This window comes from Emergencia sp., from assembly GCF_048465375.1.
Lineage (GTDB): Bacteria > Bacillota > Clostridia > Peptostreptococcales > Anaerovoracaceae > Senimuribacter.
This window is the reverse complement of the sequence record NZ_DBFWLQ010000011.1, coordinates 216,613-232,088: the sequence shown is the minus strand read 5'-3', so window position 1 is coordinate 232,088 and position 15,476 is coordinate 216,613. Positions and strand designations below refer to the sequence as shown.

Here is a 15,476-nt window from a genome sequence, read left to right as displayed (position 1 = left end):
AACACTCCTAACATTTTGCTGTGAGGTGCACATGAAAAAATTTCTTACACGATTATTGACCATTTCTATGGTAACAACGCTTATTATAACACAGACCGCCTGTGCGGGAAAGACAGAGAAGGTTGAAAAAGACAGCTATTATATGGACACCATGTGTCGAATCAGTATTTACGATATGGAGGATATGAGCGAGGAAAAGGCAGAATCCGCCATCGACGCTGCCTTTGCCTTGTGCGCAGAGTACGAGTCTCTGATCAGTGTCACCCGCGAGGGCTCGGATATCTATAAGATCAACCACGCCAAAGGAGCAGCTGTGACCTGCGATCCGCGCACGATAGAGGTTATCAAAAAAGGCATCGAATATGGTGAGCTGTCTGACGGCAAGTTCGATATCACCATCGGACAGGTGACAGATCTTTGGGACTTCCATGCGGAAGAGCCGCAGCTGCCGTCTGCATCGAAGATTAAAACTGCGCTGGAGGCAGTAGACTATCATCAGATTAAAATCGACGGGAATACGGTGACCATGGCAAATGCTGCAGGTGAAATCAATTTAGGGGGCGTAGGCAAAGGCTACGTAGGAGATAAAGCTGCAGAACTGCTGCAGGAGAAAGGTGTTACCAGTGCAGTCATCAATTTGGGCGGCAATATCATCGCCATCGGAGATCACAATGGCGACGATTTTAAGATCGGTATCACCAAGCCATTTTCAGAACGAGACGAACTGATCGGGGCGATGACAGTCAAAGACGCCACTGTGGTCACTTCCGGCACCTACGAAAGATCCTTTGAAATAGATGGGAAAATCTATCACCACATTTTGGATGTGAACACCGGCTATCCCGTGGACACCGATGTGGTCAGCGTATCTTTGGTTTCTGACCTGGGACGCTCCGGCGACTGCGATGCCATGTCTACCATCTGCCTGATCCTGGGCGTCAAAGAGGGCGTCAAGTTCATCGAAAAGGTAGACGGCGTGGAAGCCGTGTTCGTGGACCAGGACGGCAAGATTACGAAGACCAGTGGGATGGATTCCTTTAGGGAAGAATAAAGTTTTGAAAATCATAAATCAGTCTGATTGCAGCACCGGCTTCGGCCGGTGCTTTTTGCATGCAGCCATGAGCGCATTTTAGAGCAGTGATGCACTTTTGAAAATGTCCATAATTTCTCCTATCTATTGAAGTATTCTGACAGTAATCCGGTTACGCGAGAGTGTGCAGAGGTGACCAAAAAGCGTAACCTTATCGTAACGAGAGGTTCTCCTGGGGCATTTTCCCTTCGCTTACTTAAGACCTTATCATTTATGAAGCAGAGGATTTTGCTTTTTCACAAATCCCTTGACAACAGTTTTATAATGCGCTATATTTAAGAAGTAGTTTAGTTTGTTACTTGACTAACTAACTGGCAAAGAGGTGATAGCATTGAACATCAATCCAAATATAGACAAACCAATCTTCATACAGATTGCGGAACAGTTAGAGGATTCCATATTTACCGGCGTATTTCCGGAAGAGGGCAAAATTCCTTCCACAAACGAAATATCAGCGCTGTTGAATATCAATCCCCATACGGTGCTCAAGGGAATGAACATGCTTGTTGACGAAGAAATGATTTATAAGAAAAGAGGACTGGGGATGTATGTAAAGATCGGCGCAGTAGAGAAAATACGGCAGAAGAGGCAGGGACAGTTTTACAACCAATACATTGCGGCGCTGATTGAAGAGGCACGCAAGCTGCAGATGTCAAAAGAGGATATCATCACGTTGATAGAAAGGGGTTATGAACATGAACGCGATTGAAATTAAAAATGTGAGCAAAGAATACAAGGACGTCGCAGCCCTGACGGACGTTTCGCTCTCCTTTGAACACGGTAAGATTTACGGATTTCTGGGAAGGAACGGAGCAGGCAAATCTACCCTGATCAATATCATGGCAAATCGGATTTTTGCCGACCAGGGAGAAATTTTCATCGACGGTCTTGCGGCCTATGAGAATATGGAGGTCCAAGAGAAGCTTTACTGCATGAGCGAGGCGGATCTCTACGATGGCGCCCTCAAAGTCAAGGACCTCTTCAAATGGACGGCGCGCTTTTACGACTGTTTTGATTTAGAGAGGGCATATGAGATTGCAGAAAAATTCGACTTGAATACAAACAAGAAATTCAAAGCGTTATCCAAGGGTTATCAGTCCATCTTCAAGTTGGCCATCGCCCTCTCCCTGAACGTTCCTTATGTGGTCTTTGATGAGCCTGTGCTGGGCCTGGATGCCAACCACAGGGAGCTGTTCTACGACTTGCTGCTGCAGGATTACCAGAGCAATCAGAGGACGATCATCATTGCGACCCACCTCATCGAAGAAGTGGCGAACCTTATCGAGGAAGTGGTGCTCATAGATAGCGGAAAGGTTTTGCTGCAGGAGACGGTGGAAGCTTTGATGGAAAAGGGATACTGCGTTTCCGGCATTGCGGAGCAGGTGGACAGGTACTGCGAAGGGAAAAACGTCATCGGCTGCGACGAGCTGGGGAGCCTGAAGCTGGCCTATGTGCTGGGAGAAAGAGAAGACCTGCCGCAGGGCGGCAATCTGCAGATTTCCAATATGAATCTGCAGAAGCTATTTGTTAAATTGACAGAGAAAGGCGGGAATGAGCAATGAAGAAATTAGGCACGGTGATACGGTATGAATGCACGACGTCCTTCAAATATATCTGGGTCTTTTATGCCTGCGTATTTGCGGCAATTTCGGTGATTTCTGTCATCGTCTTCATCAGCACTGGCGACCGGGATAAAATCGGCACCAACGGATTGGAACTCAATTCGATGATCTATGTGGGAATCTTAGGCGTCTTTGGCTTCAAAGAGGACTTTAAAATGCTGATTCAAAATGGCTTCACGCGCAAATATATTTATCTGGCAGCGCTGTCGCTGTTCGCTTTTACCTCGGCCATTATGGCCGCTGTCGATACCATCGTAGGGAACGGGCTTCACGCCGTGGCCAAGGGGTACTTTTCCATCTTTGGCGGCTTATACGGATATGAACACTCCGTTTTCATCAACTGGCTCTGGCTCTTCCTCGCCTATATGCTGGTCTGCTGCCTGCTGTATCTGGCGATTTTGATCATCAATAGAATTGGAAAAGCAGCGTCCATTTATCTGGGGATCGGCCTTGGGCTGACTTTCGTTCTGATCATACCTGTCGTGTTCAAGTTTGTTCTGCCAAAAGCTTTTACAGAGGCAGTCGTTGAGTTTGCCATCAAAGCGATCGGTTTTGCGGGTGGGAACACGATTAACTTCCTGTACCCTATCATGTTCCTGCTTCTCGTCGCTGGCATTTTCAGCCTCGGGTCCTATTTGATCATACGCAGGACGGAATTAAAAGTATGACATTCTGACCAAAGAACAAGGGGCTTGACCTTCCCCTAAGGGCAAGGTGTATTCTGTAGAGGAGAAGGAAAGGAGATGGCCATGCTATCTATCGGTGAGTTTTCAAAGATTTGTCAGGTGTCCAGCAAGACGCTGCGCTATTATGACGAGATAGGGCTGCTGCAGCCAGAAGAAATCAATCAGGAAAATGGCTATCGCTATTACGCAATCGACCAATTGGAGCAGATGCTGTTTATCAACCGATTGAAGACATATCACTTCTCTTTGGAGGAAATCAAGGGGATATTGGAATCAGATGAGGCAGAGGCAGAAAACCTCTGCCGGCTTCTCAGCAAAAAGAAGAGTGAGATGGAAAAACAAATGCAGCAATACCAAAACATTTTGGATCAACTGAGGGATGATATCAGCAAATTGCAAGAAGGCAGGTCTGTGATGACCTATATGGAAGACATCGACGTGACGCTGGCTGATATGCCGATGATGAATCTGCTGTCTATGCGAAGAATGATTAGCGAACATGAATTTGCGGATTCCTACAGCCATTGTTTTGGCAGGCTGTTTCGAAAAATTGCTGATGACCAATTGACAGTAACGGCACCACCCATGGTATTGTTTCACAGCAGTGAGTTTACGCCAGAGGGTATGGACACGGAATTTGCAGTACCCGTAGAAGAATATGCAAAAGGGACGAGGGATTTCCGGCCGGGATTGTGTTTGAAAACCGTTTTGCACGGTTCCTATAGCAAGCTGCCTTCTGTATACACAAGACAGCGTCAGTGGGCGGAAAATCAGGGATATGAAGGCAGTGACGCCCTCTACGAAGTCTATGTGACGGATCCTTCTCAGGTATCAGAAGATAGTGAACTGATTACGGAAATCTATTTTCCGATCAGAAAGAGAAAGGGAGGATCTTATGAAGCGAGAAAAACAGAGAGAACTGGAACAGATGATAGAGAGTGAGTATAGCAATATTGCGGGCCTGACTGTGCAGAAGGATGGCAGCCTGCTATATGAACAATACTTCAATGGCTGCACAGAGGACAGTCGCATTCACGTCTATTCCGTGACCAAAAGCATCGTATCTATACTGCTGGGCATCGCTGTAGATAAGGGGTATATCAAAAGCGTTCATCAGCGGGTGTTGGAGTTTTTTCCAGATTACACGGTGAAAAATGGGGAGAATACAATTGAGAATGTGACCTTGGAACATCTGCTGACGATGACCGCGCCATATAAATATCAGGAGGCGCCATATATCGAATACTTTACTAGCAGCGATTACGTGGAATTCGCCCTGGACTTATTGGGCGGCAGTGACAAAATCGGTGATTTCCGGTATGCGGGCCTCATCGGACCAGATATTTTATCGGGGATTCTAGTCAGAAGAACGGGTCAGTCTGTCCTTGATTTTGCGAAGGAAAATCTGTTTTCGCCACTTGGAATGACGGTGGAAGATCCTATCACTTTCAGCAGCGAAGAAGAGCAGATGGCTTTCAATACGCGGTCAGACATCAGCGGATGGGTCTGTGATGAAGCAGGAAACAATACGGCCGGCTGGGGTCTGACCCTCTCTGCCAGGGATATGGCAAAGATCGGTCAATTGTACCTTGACGGCGGCCTCTGGGAAGGAAAGCAAATTGTCTCCAAAGAGTGGATAAACCAGAGCACCCGAGAGTACAGCCGCTGGCAGGAGTTAGATCTGCCTTATGGTTATCTGTGGTGGCTGGAGGATCAGGGCTACTCGGCCATGGGTGACGGCGGCAACGTGATTTATGTCAACAAATCCCAGAAGCTGGTGGTTTCTATCGCCGCATTTTTTCACCCGCAGGCAAAAGACAGCATTGCGTTGATTCAAAAATATATTGAGCCTGCATTATAAAATTGATTTAGAAAAGGACCGAAATCTGCTCGGTCCTTTTATAACATAGGAAATATCGTCCGAAGGACGTATTTCCGTATGTTTCATCGTTCGCTTTGCTCACTCCTCCAGTCGCAAACGCTCCTTTCGCTGTCCGTTTCGCCTAGCCAGCTAAAGCTGGGGCGAAAAGGCAAAGAACGTACCTTACGAAGCGTCGCCCCTTGCGGGCGGCATGAGTGCATAGGAGCGACGCTCCGTCATGCACTCGTTTTTTATGCTGACCATAAATGAATCATTTCCCTGATGGAACTTTCCAACTCGTCCAGAGGAATCTGATTATAGTAAAAAATCAAAGCGGCAGTATCCTGGTCGGTCAGGCTGGCTGCCGGCAGGACATTGAGCCCGATGGTTTTTGCCATCTGCGATAACTTGCCGGGATCTTTTTTTGTACGCACCTTCAAAATGATATTGATGCCGGAGTTGGTGTTGGTAGGTGTCGTAAAATCATTTCCGTACTTCGAAAAAGCGGCCAGGGCTGTCTGCAGCTTCTGTGAATAGAGATTGCGCAGTTTCTTGATGTTGGTATAATACAGCCCCTCTTCCATGAAAAGTGCCAGGGTCAGCTGCTCTGTCTTCGAACAGGTCTGCGTATAGTCGCTTTTGATGGCGTCAAAGATATCCACCATTTCCTTGGGCAAAACCATGTAGCTGATTTTGATGGCAGGAAAGAGGGTGGAAGAGAAAGAACCCAGATAGACGACACGAGCGTTCTTGTCCAGTCCCTGCAGAGCGGGAACTGGCTTGCCGAAGTAACGCAGTTCACTGTCGTAGTCGTCTTCCAGGATGAAACTGTCGTTTTCGCTTGCCCACTCCAGGAGACGGTATCGCTTGCCGATGGGCATGACAGAGCCTGTGGGAAATTGGTTGGACGGACTGACGTAGACCGCGGCTGGAATGTTGGTGGGCAGTTTTTCAATCATGATTCCGTCGGTGCCGACAGGAATCTTCGTAATACTCATGCCGTGGTCGCGGAAGATATTCTGCACCGGCAGATAGCCGGGATCCTCCGTAGCGACGTGACCGATGTCCATCTTGCGCATAATACGGCACAGATGAGTGGTCAGCTGCTGGGTGCCGGCACCGATGACGATTTGGTCTGGATTGCAGGTGACGCCGCGGGAGGTGTAGACATATTTGGAAATTTCAAAGCGCAGTGCGGCTTCTCCTTTGGGGTCGCTTTCAAAGAGCAGCAGATGGGAGTATTCGTTCAGCACTCTCGCCATACATTTCTTCCACTTGTTAAAATCAAAACAGGACAGATCGTACTTATAGGCGGAATCCTCAAAGGTGTAAGTGGTAAAGTCATGGCTGATATTGGCATGCTCCTGGTCCTTGGCAAAATGCCCTGCGATACTTGCCACATAATATCCTGATTGAGGCTTGCTGATCACGTATCCCTCCACCAGCAACTGATTGTAGGCCAATTCCGTCGTAGTAACGCTGATGGACAGGTCCTTAGACAGGCGGCGCAGGGAGGGCAGCTTTTCTCCCGCATTCATATTGCCGCAGGTGATTTCTCCTTTCAGATAACGATATAACTGTATATAGAGTGGCGTCGAAGTATTGTCGTCAAACTGTAGTGTAATTGGCTTCATTCTGTTAAAAACCTCCAAACTGTTCATAAGAAAATAATTAAATTTGCATATTTAATTATTTACACTTTAATGCTATTATAATACTGCGATAGAAAATGTCAACAGATTGAATAGGAAACGGGTGAGAATAATGATCAGAAATGAAAACGATAATAAAATAACAGCCATCGTGATGACTGGACTGATGATGTGTTTGGTCATGGTAGCGACCATGTTCATCAAACTGCCCATTCCTTTTACGCAAGGTTATGTACATTTGGGAGACTCTATGATCTTCCTCTCCATCCTGGTGCTGGGGAAGAAGAACGGCAGCATTGCAGCGGGAGTCGGTTCTGCCATGGGAGACATCATCGGCGGTTACGCCTTCTGGGCACCATGGACATTGGTTATCAAATTCCTCATGGCGTTCATTATGGGAGCCTTTGTGGAACACATGGAGAAGAAGGGCAGGAACAATACAGGCAGCTTTGGTATTTCTGCTATGGAAATCGTCGGTATGGTTCTGGCTGGCCTCGAAATGGTAGTCGGTTATTATATCGCTTCTGCAGTCATGTACGGCAACCTGCTGGTACCGATTCCAAGCATTCCTTGGAACATCGGACAGTTCGCAGTCGGTATGGTGATTGCAAGTGTCATCGCATCGGCATTGTGCAAGACGCCGGCCAAGAAATTCTTTGCCATAAAATAGCTGGAATGTTTTACGAGAGAATGAGAATTCTCTCGTTTTTTTATGTGTTTCATGGTATCATATAGGAATAGAATTGCAGGAGAGTGGGTTAAAATGAAGAGGAATAGAGTTTTTGCAGTATTCTTAGCCGTTGCCATCTTACTAAGTCTCACCGTGCCCGTCTTTGGCGGCAACAGTGTTCAAGCCCATAAAAAAGTGAAAGTTGCCTTTGTAGAGCAAGAAGGGTTGATGGAAAAAGACGAAGACGGCAATTTGAGCGGATATTCATATGATTACATCATGAAGATGGCGCAGTATGCCAACTGGGACGTAGAATTCGTATTCTCTGAAACAGATAGTCTGGATGGGGCCATTGTAGACATGATGGAGAAAGTAGAAAAAGGCCAAGTAGATATTATCAGCGGCATGGTCTATAACGAGGGGCTGGCGGAGACATATGCCTATCCGAAGAAAGGCTATGGGTATGCTTTTACGACGTTGCTTGCCAGTAAGACCAATACCGCTATAAACGAAGATAATTTAGCACTGCGCAAAAACCTGCGGGTCGCCGTGATCGACATGGCCGATATGAGAAATGAAGAGCTGGAGGCATTCTGTAAATCCAATAACATCGAGTACACAGAGGTCAAATGCCAGACAGATGAAGAACAGCTGGAGGCCATTAAAAACGGCAAGGCAGATGTCATGGTATCCCTGAGTCTGTTACCACTGGCGGGAACCAAAGTTGTAGCCAGTTTTGCAGACAGGCCCTTTTATTTCGCCTGCTCAAAAGCGAATGCTCAGCTTTGCGATGAGATAGATAAGGCTATAGAATCCATCGAGTACGTTGAGCCGGATTACCGAAAAGATCTGCACGACAAATATTTTTCTGATAAAGAGGGGGAATGCGCCTTTAGCACCGCCTCCCAGGCTTACATTGAGAAAAAAAAGAAGCTGAAGGTTTTAGTGCCGGATGAGATTAAACCGCTGCAGTCACAGGAGACCAGCGGCATCTATAAAGGTATTTTTGTTTCCTTTATGAAGCGTTTGACGGAGGCGACAGGACTGAAGGTCGAATTGTGCAGTCTGCCTCAGGGAATGTCCCTCAAGGAAGCCATGGCTTCTGGAAGGTATGATATGACTCTGGCTGTGCCAGAAGACTATGTATGGGCAGATGAAAACGGACTGATTTTCTCGGTGCCCCTTCTGACCAGTGATAAGGTACTGTATTATAACAAATCGGCAGATATCTCCGACCTTTCTGCACTCAAGCAGAGCAGGGAGGGCAGTCTGCAAGAGCAGATGAAACGAGTGGAAAAAGGAGAAGCCGATTACGGCTACGGTTCATCTCTGGTAGTCAATTACAATATCTCAAACAACGCATACCAGGAAATTGCCACCCTTCCGGTTTCTGAAGAGAAGAGCAACTATGTCTGTTCTTTCAGTAAGGATGCCTCTCGCGAACTGATAGCAGTCGTAAACGAGGTCATCGAAAATGTGGATTCGGCCACGATGAATTCTTATCTGCTGGAATCATCGCAAATTGACAACCAGGACCTTCTCTCTTCCTGGATTCGTAAAAATCCAGTCAGAGCAGTCGGTATCATCTCAGCCTTTGTAGTGCTTGTCATCTGCCTTGCGGCAACGGTTGTCCTCAATCGACGCAAAAAAGAGGAAAATTTGGAACTGCTGAAGGCCAACAATGCGAAGAGTGAGTTTTTATCAAAGATGAGTCACGAGATGAGGACGCCGCTCAATGCGATCATCGGTGTGACTGCGCTGGCAGGAGACGAGGTGGACGATCCGCAGGAAATGAAAGAGTACCTGAAAGCGATCAACGACTCCAGCGATTACCTTCTCAGATTGATTAACGACGTGTTGGACATGGCGAAGATCGAAAGCGGAGAATTCACGCTCAACCCGTCTAAGTATAGATATCAGGACTTTGAACGGACGGTCAGGGTCATGGTGGAACCGCTCTGTACGCAGAAAAATATCGATTTTGTCTGTCGTTACGAAATCGGCGGAGAGGATATTCTGGTCGACAAGATCAGATTTGATCAGGTCTTTATCAATTTGCTGACCAATGCGGTCAAGTTTACGCCAGCCGGCGGTCGGGTAGAGTTTTCTATTCAGGCGGCTGACAATGGAAGTGGATTTTTAGATTCGACTTTCGTCATCAAAGATTCCGGGATCGGCATGAGCGAAGAATTCTTGCAGAATGTCTTTGAACCGTTTGCCCAGGAACGCAACGACGGATCAGGCGGCGGAACCGGACTGGGTCTGGCCATTGCGAAAAGTATTGTAGACATGATGGGCGGTACTTTTGATATCGTAAGCAAGAAGGATGTCGGTACGACGATTACCATTGGACTGATGCTGGAGGTAGCACCAAAGGATCATGCTGCGGAACAGACGGTGATAGAGAATACGCAGAAAACGCTGAAGGGAAAAAGGGTTCTTTTAGTTGAGGACAACGATATGAACCGGGAAATCGCCAAGAAACTGCTTCTGAAGAAAGAACTTCAGGTCTTCTGTGCTTTGAACGGAAGGGAAGCAGTGGAGCAATTTGCAGACAGCCAGGAGGGCTTCTTTGATGGCATTTTGATGGATATTCGTATGCCGGAGATGGACGGCTTGACCGCGACCAGTAAAATTCGCACCATGGACCGAACAGATGCGAATGAAATTCCAATTATTGCCATGACTGCCGATGCCTTTGAGGAAGATGTAGAGAAGGCAAAGGATGCGGGGATTACCAGCTATCTTGCGAAACCGGTGGACGTCAATCTGCTCTATGAAACTTTAGAAAATTTGCTGTAACCCATTGCCGTATACTACATATAGTGATATAATTGTCCAAGTGACAATATATAATGTGTAGGAGGAAAAAATGGCAATTGAAGAAATAAGCAAAAATGCCCTTACGGTATTGGAAAAAAGATACCTGGGTAAAGACGAAAATGGCAATGTTCTCGAGACTGTTGAGGATATGTTTCGCAGAGTTTCAGATACAATCGCGGCAGTAGACGCCAATTACGATACGAGTACAAATACGAGAGCGCTGAGTGACGATTTTTACGAGCTGATGACCGATCTCAAATTCCTGCCCAATTCACCGACGTTGATGAATGCAGGCAGGACTTTGGGACAACTGTCAGCTTGTTTTGTGCTGCCTGTAGAAGACAGCATGGAGGGCATCTTCGATTCTGTCAAGAACGCGGCGCTGATTCACAAATCAGGCGGCGGTACAGGATTCTCTTTTTCGAGGCTTCGCCAGAGCGGTTCTGCGGTGAGATCCACAGGTGGTGTTGCCAGCGGCCCGGTCAGCTTTATGAAGGTATTTAACGCCGCTACAGAAGCAGTCAAGCAGGGCGGCACTCGCAGAGGAGCCAACATGGGCGTACTGCGCATCGATCATCCTGATATTCTGGATTTTATCAACTGTAAAGCTGATAACAGCGAGATCACCAACTTTAATATCAGCGTCGGCATTACAGAGGCTTTTATGGAAGCTGTGGAAAATCAGAGTGACTATGACCTGATTGATCCGAAAACCAAACAGGCGGTTGGACACCTCAGCGCGGAGAAGGTCTTTGACATGATTGTCGACCACGCCTGGAGAAATGGAGAGCCAGGCATCATCTTCCTAGACAGGCTCAACCGCGATAACGTAACGCCAAGCCAGGGGGAAATTGAGAGCACCAATCCGTGTGGGGAGCAGCCATTGCTGCCTTACGAGAGCTGCAACCTGGGTTCTATCAATTTGGTCAAAATGCTTCGCAAGACTTTGACCGGCTACGAACTGGATTTCCGTCTGCTGGGCGAGACGGTAGAAAAGGCTGTGCATTTTCTCGATAATGTCATAGATGCCAATAACTATCCTTTAGAGAAGATTTCTGAAACCACCAGGGCTTCGAGAAAAATAGGATTGGGCGTCATGGGATGGGCAGATGCCCTGCTGATGCTGGGCATTCCGTATAATTCTGATGAAGCAGTGGAATTGGCGGAGAGAGTGATGCGCTATATCAATAATACCGGTCATGCAGCGAGTGCAAGATTGGCGGAAAAGAGGGGAAACTTCCCATTGTTTTCAGTCAGCACCCTGAAAGAGGGACCGGCTATGAGAAATGCCACGGTAACGACCATTGCGCCGACAGGGACCCTCTCTATTATCGGTGGGTGTTCTTCCGGTGTAGAACCGGTATTCGCCTATGCTTTCATTCGCAACATCATGGACGGCACGGAGATGATTGAAGTAAACCCGGTGCTGACAGCGAAACTGAAAGAACTGGGACTTTACAGCAACGAGCTGCTGAAGAAGATCGCTTCGGAAGGAACCATTGCTCACTGCAGCGAGATTCCAGAAGAGGTGCGCCGCGTCTTCGTCTGCTCTCACGATATCAAACCGATTGATCATATCAAGATGCAGTCTGCATTTCAAAAATATACAGATAACGCCGTATCAAAGACTGTCAACTTCCCGAAAGAGGCTACGAGAAATGAAGTCAGAGATGTCTATCTGCTGGCGTATAAAGAAGGCTGCAAGGGCGTGACCATCTACCGTGACGGCAGCCGTGAAGAACAGGTACTCAACATCGGCAAGGTCAACCGGGAAAGTGCACAGATGCAGAGCGTACATCAGAGTCCGTCAAATTGTCCTGCCTGTGACGAAATTGACTTTGGTCACATCGAACCGCGCCCTCGTCCTGACATCACCCGCGGATTTACGGAGAAGATGAAAATCGGCTGCGGAAGTCTTTATGTTACGACCAACTACGACGAAAACGGTATCTGTGAAGTCTTCACCAGCACTGGCAAAGCCGGCGGTTGCCCTAGCCAGAGCGAGGCGACAGCCAGATTGGTGTCAGTCGCTCTGCGCAGCGGAATTTCCATCAACGAAGTCTACGACCAGCTGAAGGGGATCAGGTGTCCGTCTACAATCAGGCAGCAGGGCATGAGTTGTACTTCCTGCCCGGATGCGATTGCAAAGGTTGTAATGAAGGTCTCTAAGCTGATTGAAGAACAGCCGAAGGAAAAAGCCAGCTACGAGATGCCGACAGACAATCCTGTCCCACAGAAACATCCAATCATACCGGCCACGGCAAATGAGATTCATGCCTGCCCGGAATGCGGAAGTGTGGTAGAGCATGAAGGGGGCTGTGTCATCTGCCGCAATTGTGGATTTTCTAAGTGTGGCTAAACGAAATAGAATAGGACTTGCACCGGCAGAAGCCGGTGCATTTTTGTATAACCAAAGCGCGCCAGCCGTGCAGTTAAGCAGAATCGGCTGAATTCAGCAAATCGGTTACGCAGGCGAACCGATCCGAACGGCATTTGCGTAACAGAGTGCCCTTTCAGAATGACAAAAGGCAACGAATTTGTTTGACCTTGTGAAAATCGAAAGCTATAATAGGCAGTAGATAGGAGTTGCTATGCTGAGAAGATATGTAGAACAGATTTTAAATTTATATAATTATATCGATGGAATTTTGGTGGTAGATGCAAAGGGAATCATAGAATACTTTGTCACCTACAGACCGGACGTCAATAATCTGAAGGAGAAGGATTTGATCGGCAGACATGTGCTGGAAATCTATCCTAACCTTACAGAAGAGAGCAGCAGCCTGCTCCGCGTGCTGAAAACGGGCAAACCTATTTCCAACGAGTATCAGGCTCTTTCCACTTACAACGGCCAGAGCATTAACGCTATCAACACCACTATGCCCATCAAGGATGGCGATCGAGTCATCGGTGCAGTGGACGTTTCCCGTTATATGGATTCCGCCTACGAACGGCAGGATATTACGTTGGAGCTGAAGGACAAGTTTGAAGAGAAGGCTCTTTACACAGTAGATGACATCATCACTTCATCCCAGCAGATGGAGCTGATCAAAGAGCGCATAACCATGATTGCCGATACCGATTCCTCTGTCCTGATCGTAGGCGCTACGGGAACGGGCAAAGAACTAGTCGCCCAGTCCATACATACTGGAAGCTGTCGGCGAAAGAAACGTTTTGTTTCTCAGAACTGTGCCGCCATCCCCGCCAACCTGTTGGAAAGCATCCTCTTCGGCACGGTCAAGGGCAGCTATACCGGAGCAGAGAACAGGCCTGGGATCTTTGAAATCGCCAACGGCGGTACGATTTTCCTGGACGAAATCAATTCCATGGAAATCAGCGTGCAGGCAAAGATTCTCAAAGCGATTGAGGAGAAAAAGATTACCCGAATTGGCGGCGTAGAACCTATTCCCATCGACGTAAAAATTGTTTCTGCCATTAACGAAAATCCCATCGACTGCATGGAGGCTGGCAAGCTGAGAGAAGACTTATTCTACCGCCTCAGTGTGGTGCAGCTGACCCTGCCATTGCTGAAAGAGCGTATCAACGATCTGTTTTTCTTAGTCAATCACTTTATCGCAGAATATAACGAGAAAATGCACCGCAATATCATCGGCATCGATGAGACCGTAGAAGAAATTTTTCGCGGCTACGACTGGCCGGGAAATGTCCGGGAATTGAAGAATGTCATAGAGGGAGCCTTTAACGTGACCTCTTCTGGATTTATTCAGAAAAAGGATCTGCCGGAATATCTGCTCAACGCGATTGAGCGGAGCCAATGCAGTACGGTGACTGGAAACCGCATTGACCTGGACCATCCGGCCTTTTCACTGAACAAAACCATGGAAGCCTTTGAAAAAGATTTGATTGGTCGTGCCCTGAGTGAGAGCAGGAATTTGTCGGCAGCCGCCAGGAAGCTGAAAATTTCAAAGCAGACCTTGAGTTACAAGATGAATAAATATAATTTAGATTAGAAATGTCAAAATTTTATGACAAAGTGATATGATTTTTTTGACATATTTCATAGAGAAAGTCCAAAACCGCTGAAAAAGCGGTTTTTCTTTTTGGCACGGCTTTTGCTCTTTATAATAGCAGAGAAAAAGTTTGGAGGCGATAAATATGAATGAAGAAAAAAAGAAGCTGGATATTGATGCGATTCCGGGAGAACGATGGTTTCCCAAGGAAACCACTTTTGAAGAGGACATGAATCAATATTGGGGAGACTGGGGTGTTTCCTCTGAGGTGGATACGCTGAAAGCGGTATTGTTGAGACGACCGGGCAAGGAAGTAGAACACTTTGACGCTGCGGAATACCGTTTTGCCGACGTACCTGTAGATGTGGAACTGATGCGAGCGCAGCACGACGCAGTGGCACAGATATACAGGGAGCACGGGGTAAAGGTATACTACGTGGAGGAACAGCGGGAAGACAGGCCCAACGCCGTATTCTGTCGAGATCTGATGTTTATGACACCGGAAGGCGCCATCATTACCAGACCGGGCATGGCTGCAAGGAGAGGTGAGGAACGGTATATCGCCAAGGCGCTGGCTGACCTGGGGGTACCCATCGTGAGAACGATTAATGGGGATGGTATGTTTGAAGGTGCCAACGCCATGTGGGTAGACCGCAAAACGGTGGTGCTCTCAACGGGAAGCCGCTGTAATCGCAGCGGTTACGAACAGGTGGAGACCGAGCTGCGCCGCATGGGCGTTACAGAAGTGATTCACATGCAGCAGCCATACAGCAACATCCACATCGACGGTCTGATGAATGCGGCTAGCAATGATGTGGTCATGGTTCACGCATCCCAGGTGCCTTACGACGTGTTAGATGTGCTGAAGCGGAAAGGCTATAAGGTTCTTGAAGCGCCGTCTACGACGGAGGTGAGAGAGACCTTTGGCTGCAATTTCGTGGCTTTGGAATCAGGACTTGTTTTAATGCCGGAGGGAAATCCGCGTTGCCAGGCTCTTCTCGAAGAAAATGGCATCAAAGTGCTGACGGTAGATGTTTCGGAAATCATGAAAGGCAGAGGGGCGCTGCACTGCATCACTGCATTTTTGAAGAGAGGTTAAAA

The 15,476-nt window shown here is 47.5% G+C and carries 12 protein-coding genes; 11 read left to right on the top strand and 1 reads right to left on the bottom strand.

Annotated features, from left to right (window positions below; translation table 11 throughout):
• Positions 1 to 31: 31 nt before the first annotated feature.
• From ACMQ5W_RS10135 to ACMQ5W_RS10110, 6 genes are all read left to right on the top strand, one after another.
• Positions 32 to 1,051 (top strand): FAD:protein FMN transferase, encoded by a 1,020-nt coding sequence (locus tag ACMQ5W_RS10135; RefSeq protein WP_419025085.1) that lies wholly within the window; start codon positions 32 to 34, stop codon positions 1,049 to 1,051.
• A 370-nt stretch (positions 1,052 to 1,421) separates the two neighbouring features.
• A complete protein-coding gene (locus ACMQ5W_RS10130) occupies positions 1,422 to 1,799 on the top strand; it encodes a GntR family transcriptional regulator (protein ID WP_148491265.1) in 378 nt (125 codons plus the stop codon).
• Entirely contained in the window at positions 1,786 to 2,652 is an 867-nt protein-coding gene (locus ACMQ5W_RS10125) for an ATP-binding cassette domain-containing protein (RefSeq protein WP_419025084.1), read from the top strand. Before ACMQ5W_RS10130 ends, ACMQ5W_RS10125 begins: the two co-directional genes overlap by 14 nt.
• Positions 2,649 to 3,380 carry a hypothetical protein gene (locus ACMQ5W_RS10120; RefSeq protein ID WP_419025083.1) on the top strand — a complete coding sequence of 244 codons (732 nt, stop codon included), beginning with the start codon at positions 2,649 to 2,651 and terminating at the stop codon, positions 3,378 to 3,380. Before ACMQ5W_RS10125 ends, ACMQ5W_RS10120 begins: the two co-directional genes overlap by 4 nt.
• A gap of 81 nt (positions 3,381 to 3,461) precedes the next feature.
• Positions 3,462 to 4,340 carry a MerR family transcriptional regulator gene (locus ACMQ5W_RS10115; protein WP_419025082.1) on the top strand — a complete coding sequence of 293 codons (879 nt, stop codon included), beginning with the start codon at positions 3,462 to 3,464 and terminating at the stop codon, positions 4,338 to 4,340.
• Positions 4,294 to 5,259: a serine hydrolase domain-containing protein gene (locus ACMQ5W_RS10110; RefSeq protein ID WP_419025081.1), complete on the top strand. Its 966-nt coding sequence runs from the start codon at positions 4,294 to 4,296 to the stop codon at positions 5,257 to 5,259. The genes ACMQ5W_RS10115 and ACMQ5W_RS10110 overlap by 47 nt, the downstream gene beginning before the upstream one ends.
• Positions 5,260 to 5,510: 251 nt before the next feature.
• Here the strand turns inward: ACMQ5W_RS10110 and ACMQ5W_RS10105 are convergent, their stop codons facing one another.
• Positions 5,511 to 6,893 carry a PLP-dependent aminotransferase family protein gene (locus ACMQ5W_RS10105; RefSeq protein WP_419025080.1) on the bottom strand — a complete coding sequence of 461 codons (1,383 nt, stop codon included), beginning with the start codon at positions 6,891 to 6,893 and terminating at the stop codon, positions 5,511 to 5,513.
• A gap of 130 nt (positions 6,894 to 7,023) precedes the next feature.
• Here ACMQ5W_RS10105 and ACMQ5W_RS10100 point away from each other — a divergent pair, with 130 nt between their 5' ends.
• From ACMQ5W_RS10100 to ACMQ5W_RS10080, 5 genes are all read left to right on the top strand, one after another.
• On the top strand, positions 7,024 to 7,581 hold the full coding sequence (locus ACMQ5W_RS10100) for an ECF transporter S component (protein WP_148491275.1): 558 nt from the start codon (positions 7,024 to 7,026) through the stop codon (positions 7,579 to 7,581).
• 93 nt (positions 7,582 to 7,674) lie between these two features.
• A complete protein-coding gene (locus tag ACMQ5W_RS10095; protein ID WP_419025079.1) occupies positions 7,675 to 10,383 on the top strand; it encodes an ATP-binding protein in 2,709 nt (902 codons plus the stop codon).
• A gap of 70 nt (positions 10,384 to 10,453) precedes the next feature.
• A complete protein-coding gene (locus ACMQ5W_RS10090; protein ID WP_419025078.1) occupies positions 10,454 to 12,763 on the top strand; it encodes a vitamin B12-dependent ribonucleotide reductase in 2,310 nt (769 codons plus the stop codon).
• 232 nt (positions 12,764 to 12,995) lie between these two features.
• Complete coding sequence (locus ACMQ5W_RS10085; protein WP_419025077.1) at positions 12,996 to 14,375, top strand: sigma-54 interaction domain-containing protein; 1,380 nt, start codon at positions 12,996 to 12,998, stop codon at positions 14,373 to 14,375.
• A gap of 145 nt (positions 14,376 to 14,520) precedes the next feature.
• Complete coding sequence (locus ACMQ5W_RS10080) at positions 14,521 to 15,474, top strand: dimethylarginine dimethylaminohydrolase family protein (RefSeq protein WP_419025076.1); 954 nt, start codon at positions 14,521 to 14,523, stop codon at positions 15,472 to 15,474.
• Positions 15,475 to 15,476 lie beyond the last annotated feature (2 nt).

Bases quoted from the DNA above. Each gene is read 5' to 3' on its own strand.
- ACMQ5W_RS10085 (WP_419025077.1), top strand. From the start codon at position 12,996: ATGCTGAGAAGATATGTAGAACAGATTTTAAATTTATATAATTATATC.
- ACMQ5W_RS10115 (WP_419025082.1), top strand. From the start codon at position 3,462: ATGCTATCTATCGGTGAGTTTTCAAAGATTTGTCAGGTGTCCAGCAAG.
- ACMQ5W_RS10095 (WP_419025079.1), top strand. From the start codon at position 7,675: ATGAAGAGGAATAGAGTTTTTGCAGTATTCTTAGCCGTTGCCATCTTA.
- ACMQ5W_RS10080 (WP_419025076.1), top strand. From the start codon at position 14,521: ATGAATGAAGAAAAAAAGAAGCTGGATATTGATGCGATTCCGGGAGAA.
- ACMQ5W_RS10110 (WP_419025081.1), top strand. From the start codon at position 4,294: ATGAAGCGAGAAAAACAGAGAGAACTGGAACAGATGATAGAGAGTGAG.
- ACMQ5W_RS10105 (WP_419025080.1), bottom strand. From the start codon at position 6,893: ATGAAGCCAATTACACTACAGTTTGACGACAATACTTCGACGCCACTC.
- ACMQ5W_RS10135 (WP_419025085.1), top strand. From the start codon at position 32: ATGAAAAAATTTCTTACACGATTATTGACCATTTCTATGGTAACAACG.
- ACMQ5W_RS10120 (WP_419025083.1), top strand. From the start codon at position 2,649: ATGAAGAAATTAGGCACGGTGATACGGTATGAATGCACGACGTCCTTC.
- ACMQ5W_RS10090 (WP_419025078.1), top strand. From the start codon at position 10,454: ATGGCAATTGAAGAAATAAGCAAAAATGCCCTTACGGTATTGGAAAAA.
- ACMQ5W_RS10125 (WP_419025084.1), top strand. From the start codon at position 1,786: ATGAACGCGATTGAAATTAAAAATGTGAGCAAAGAATACAAGGACGTC.
- ACMQ5W_RS10100 (WP_148491275.1), top strand. From the start codon at position 7,024: ATGATCAGAAATGAAAACGATAATAAAATAACAGCCATCGTGATGACT.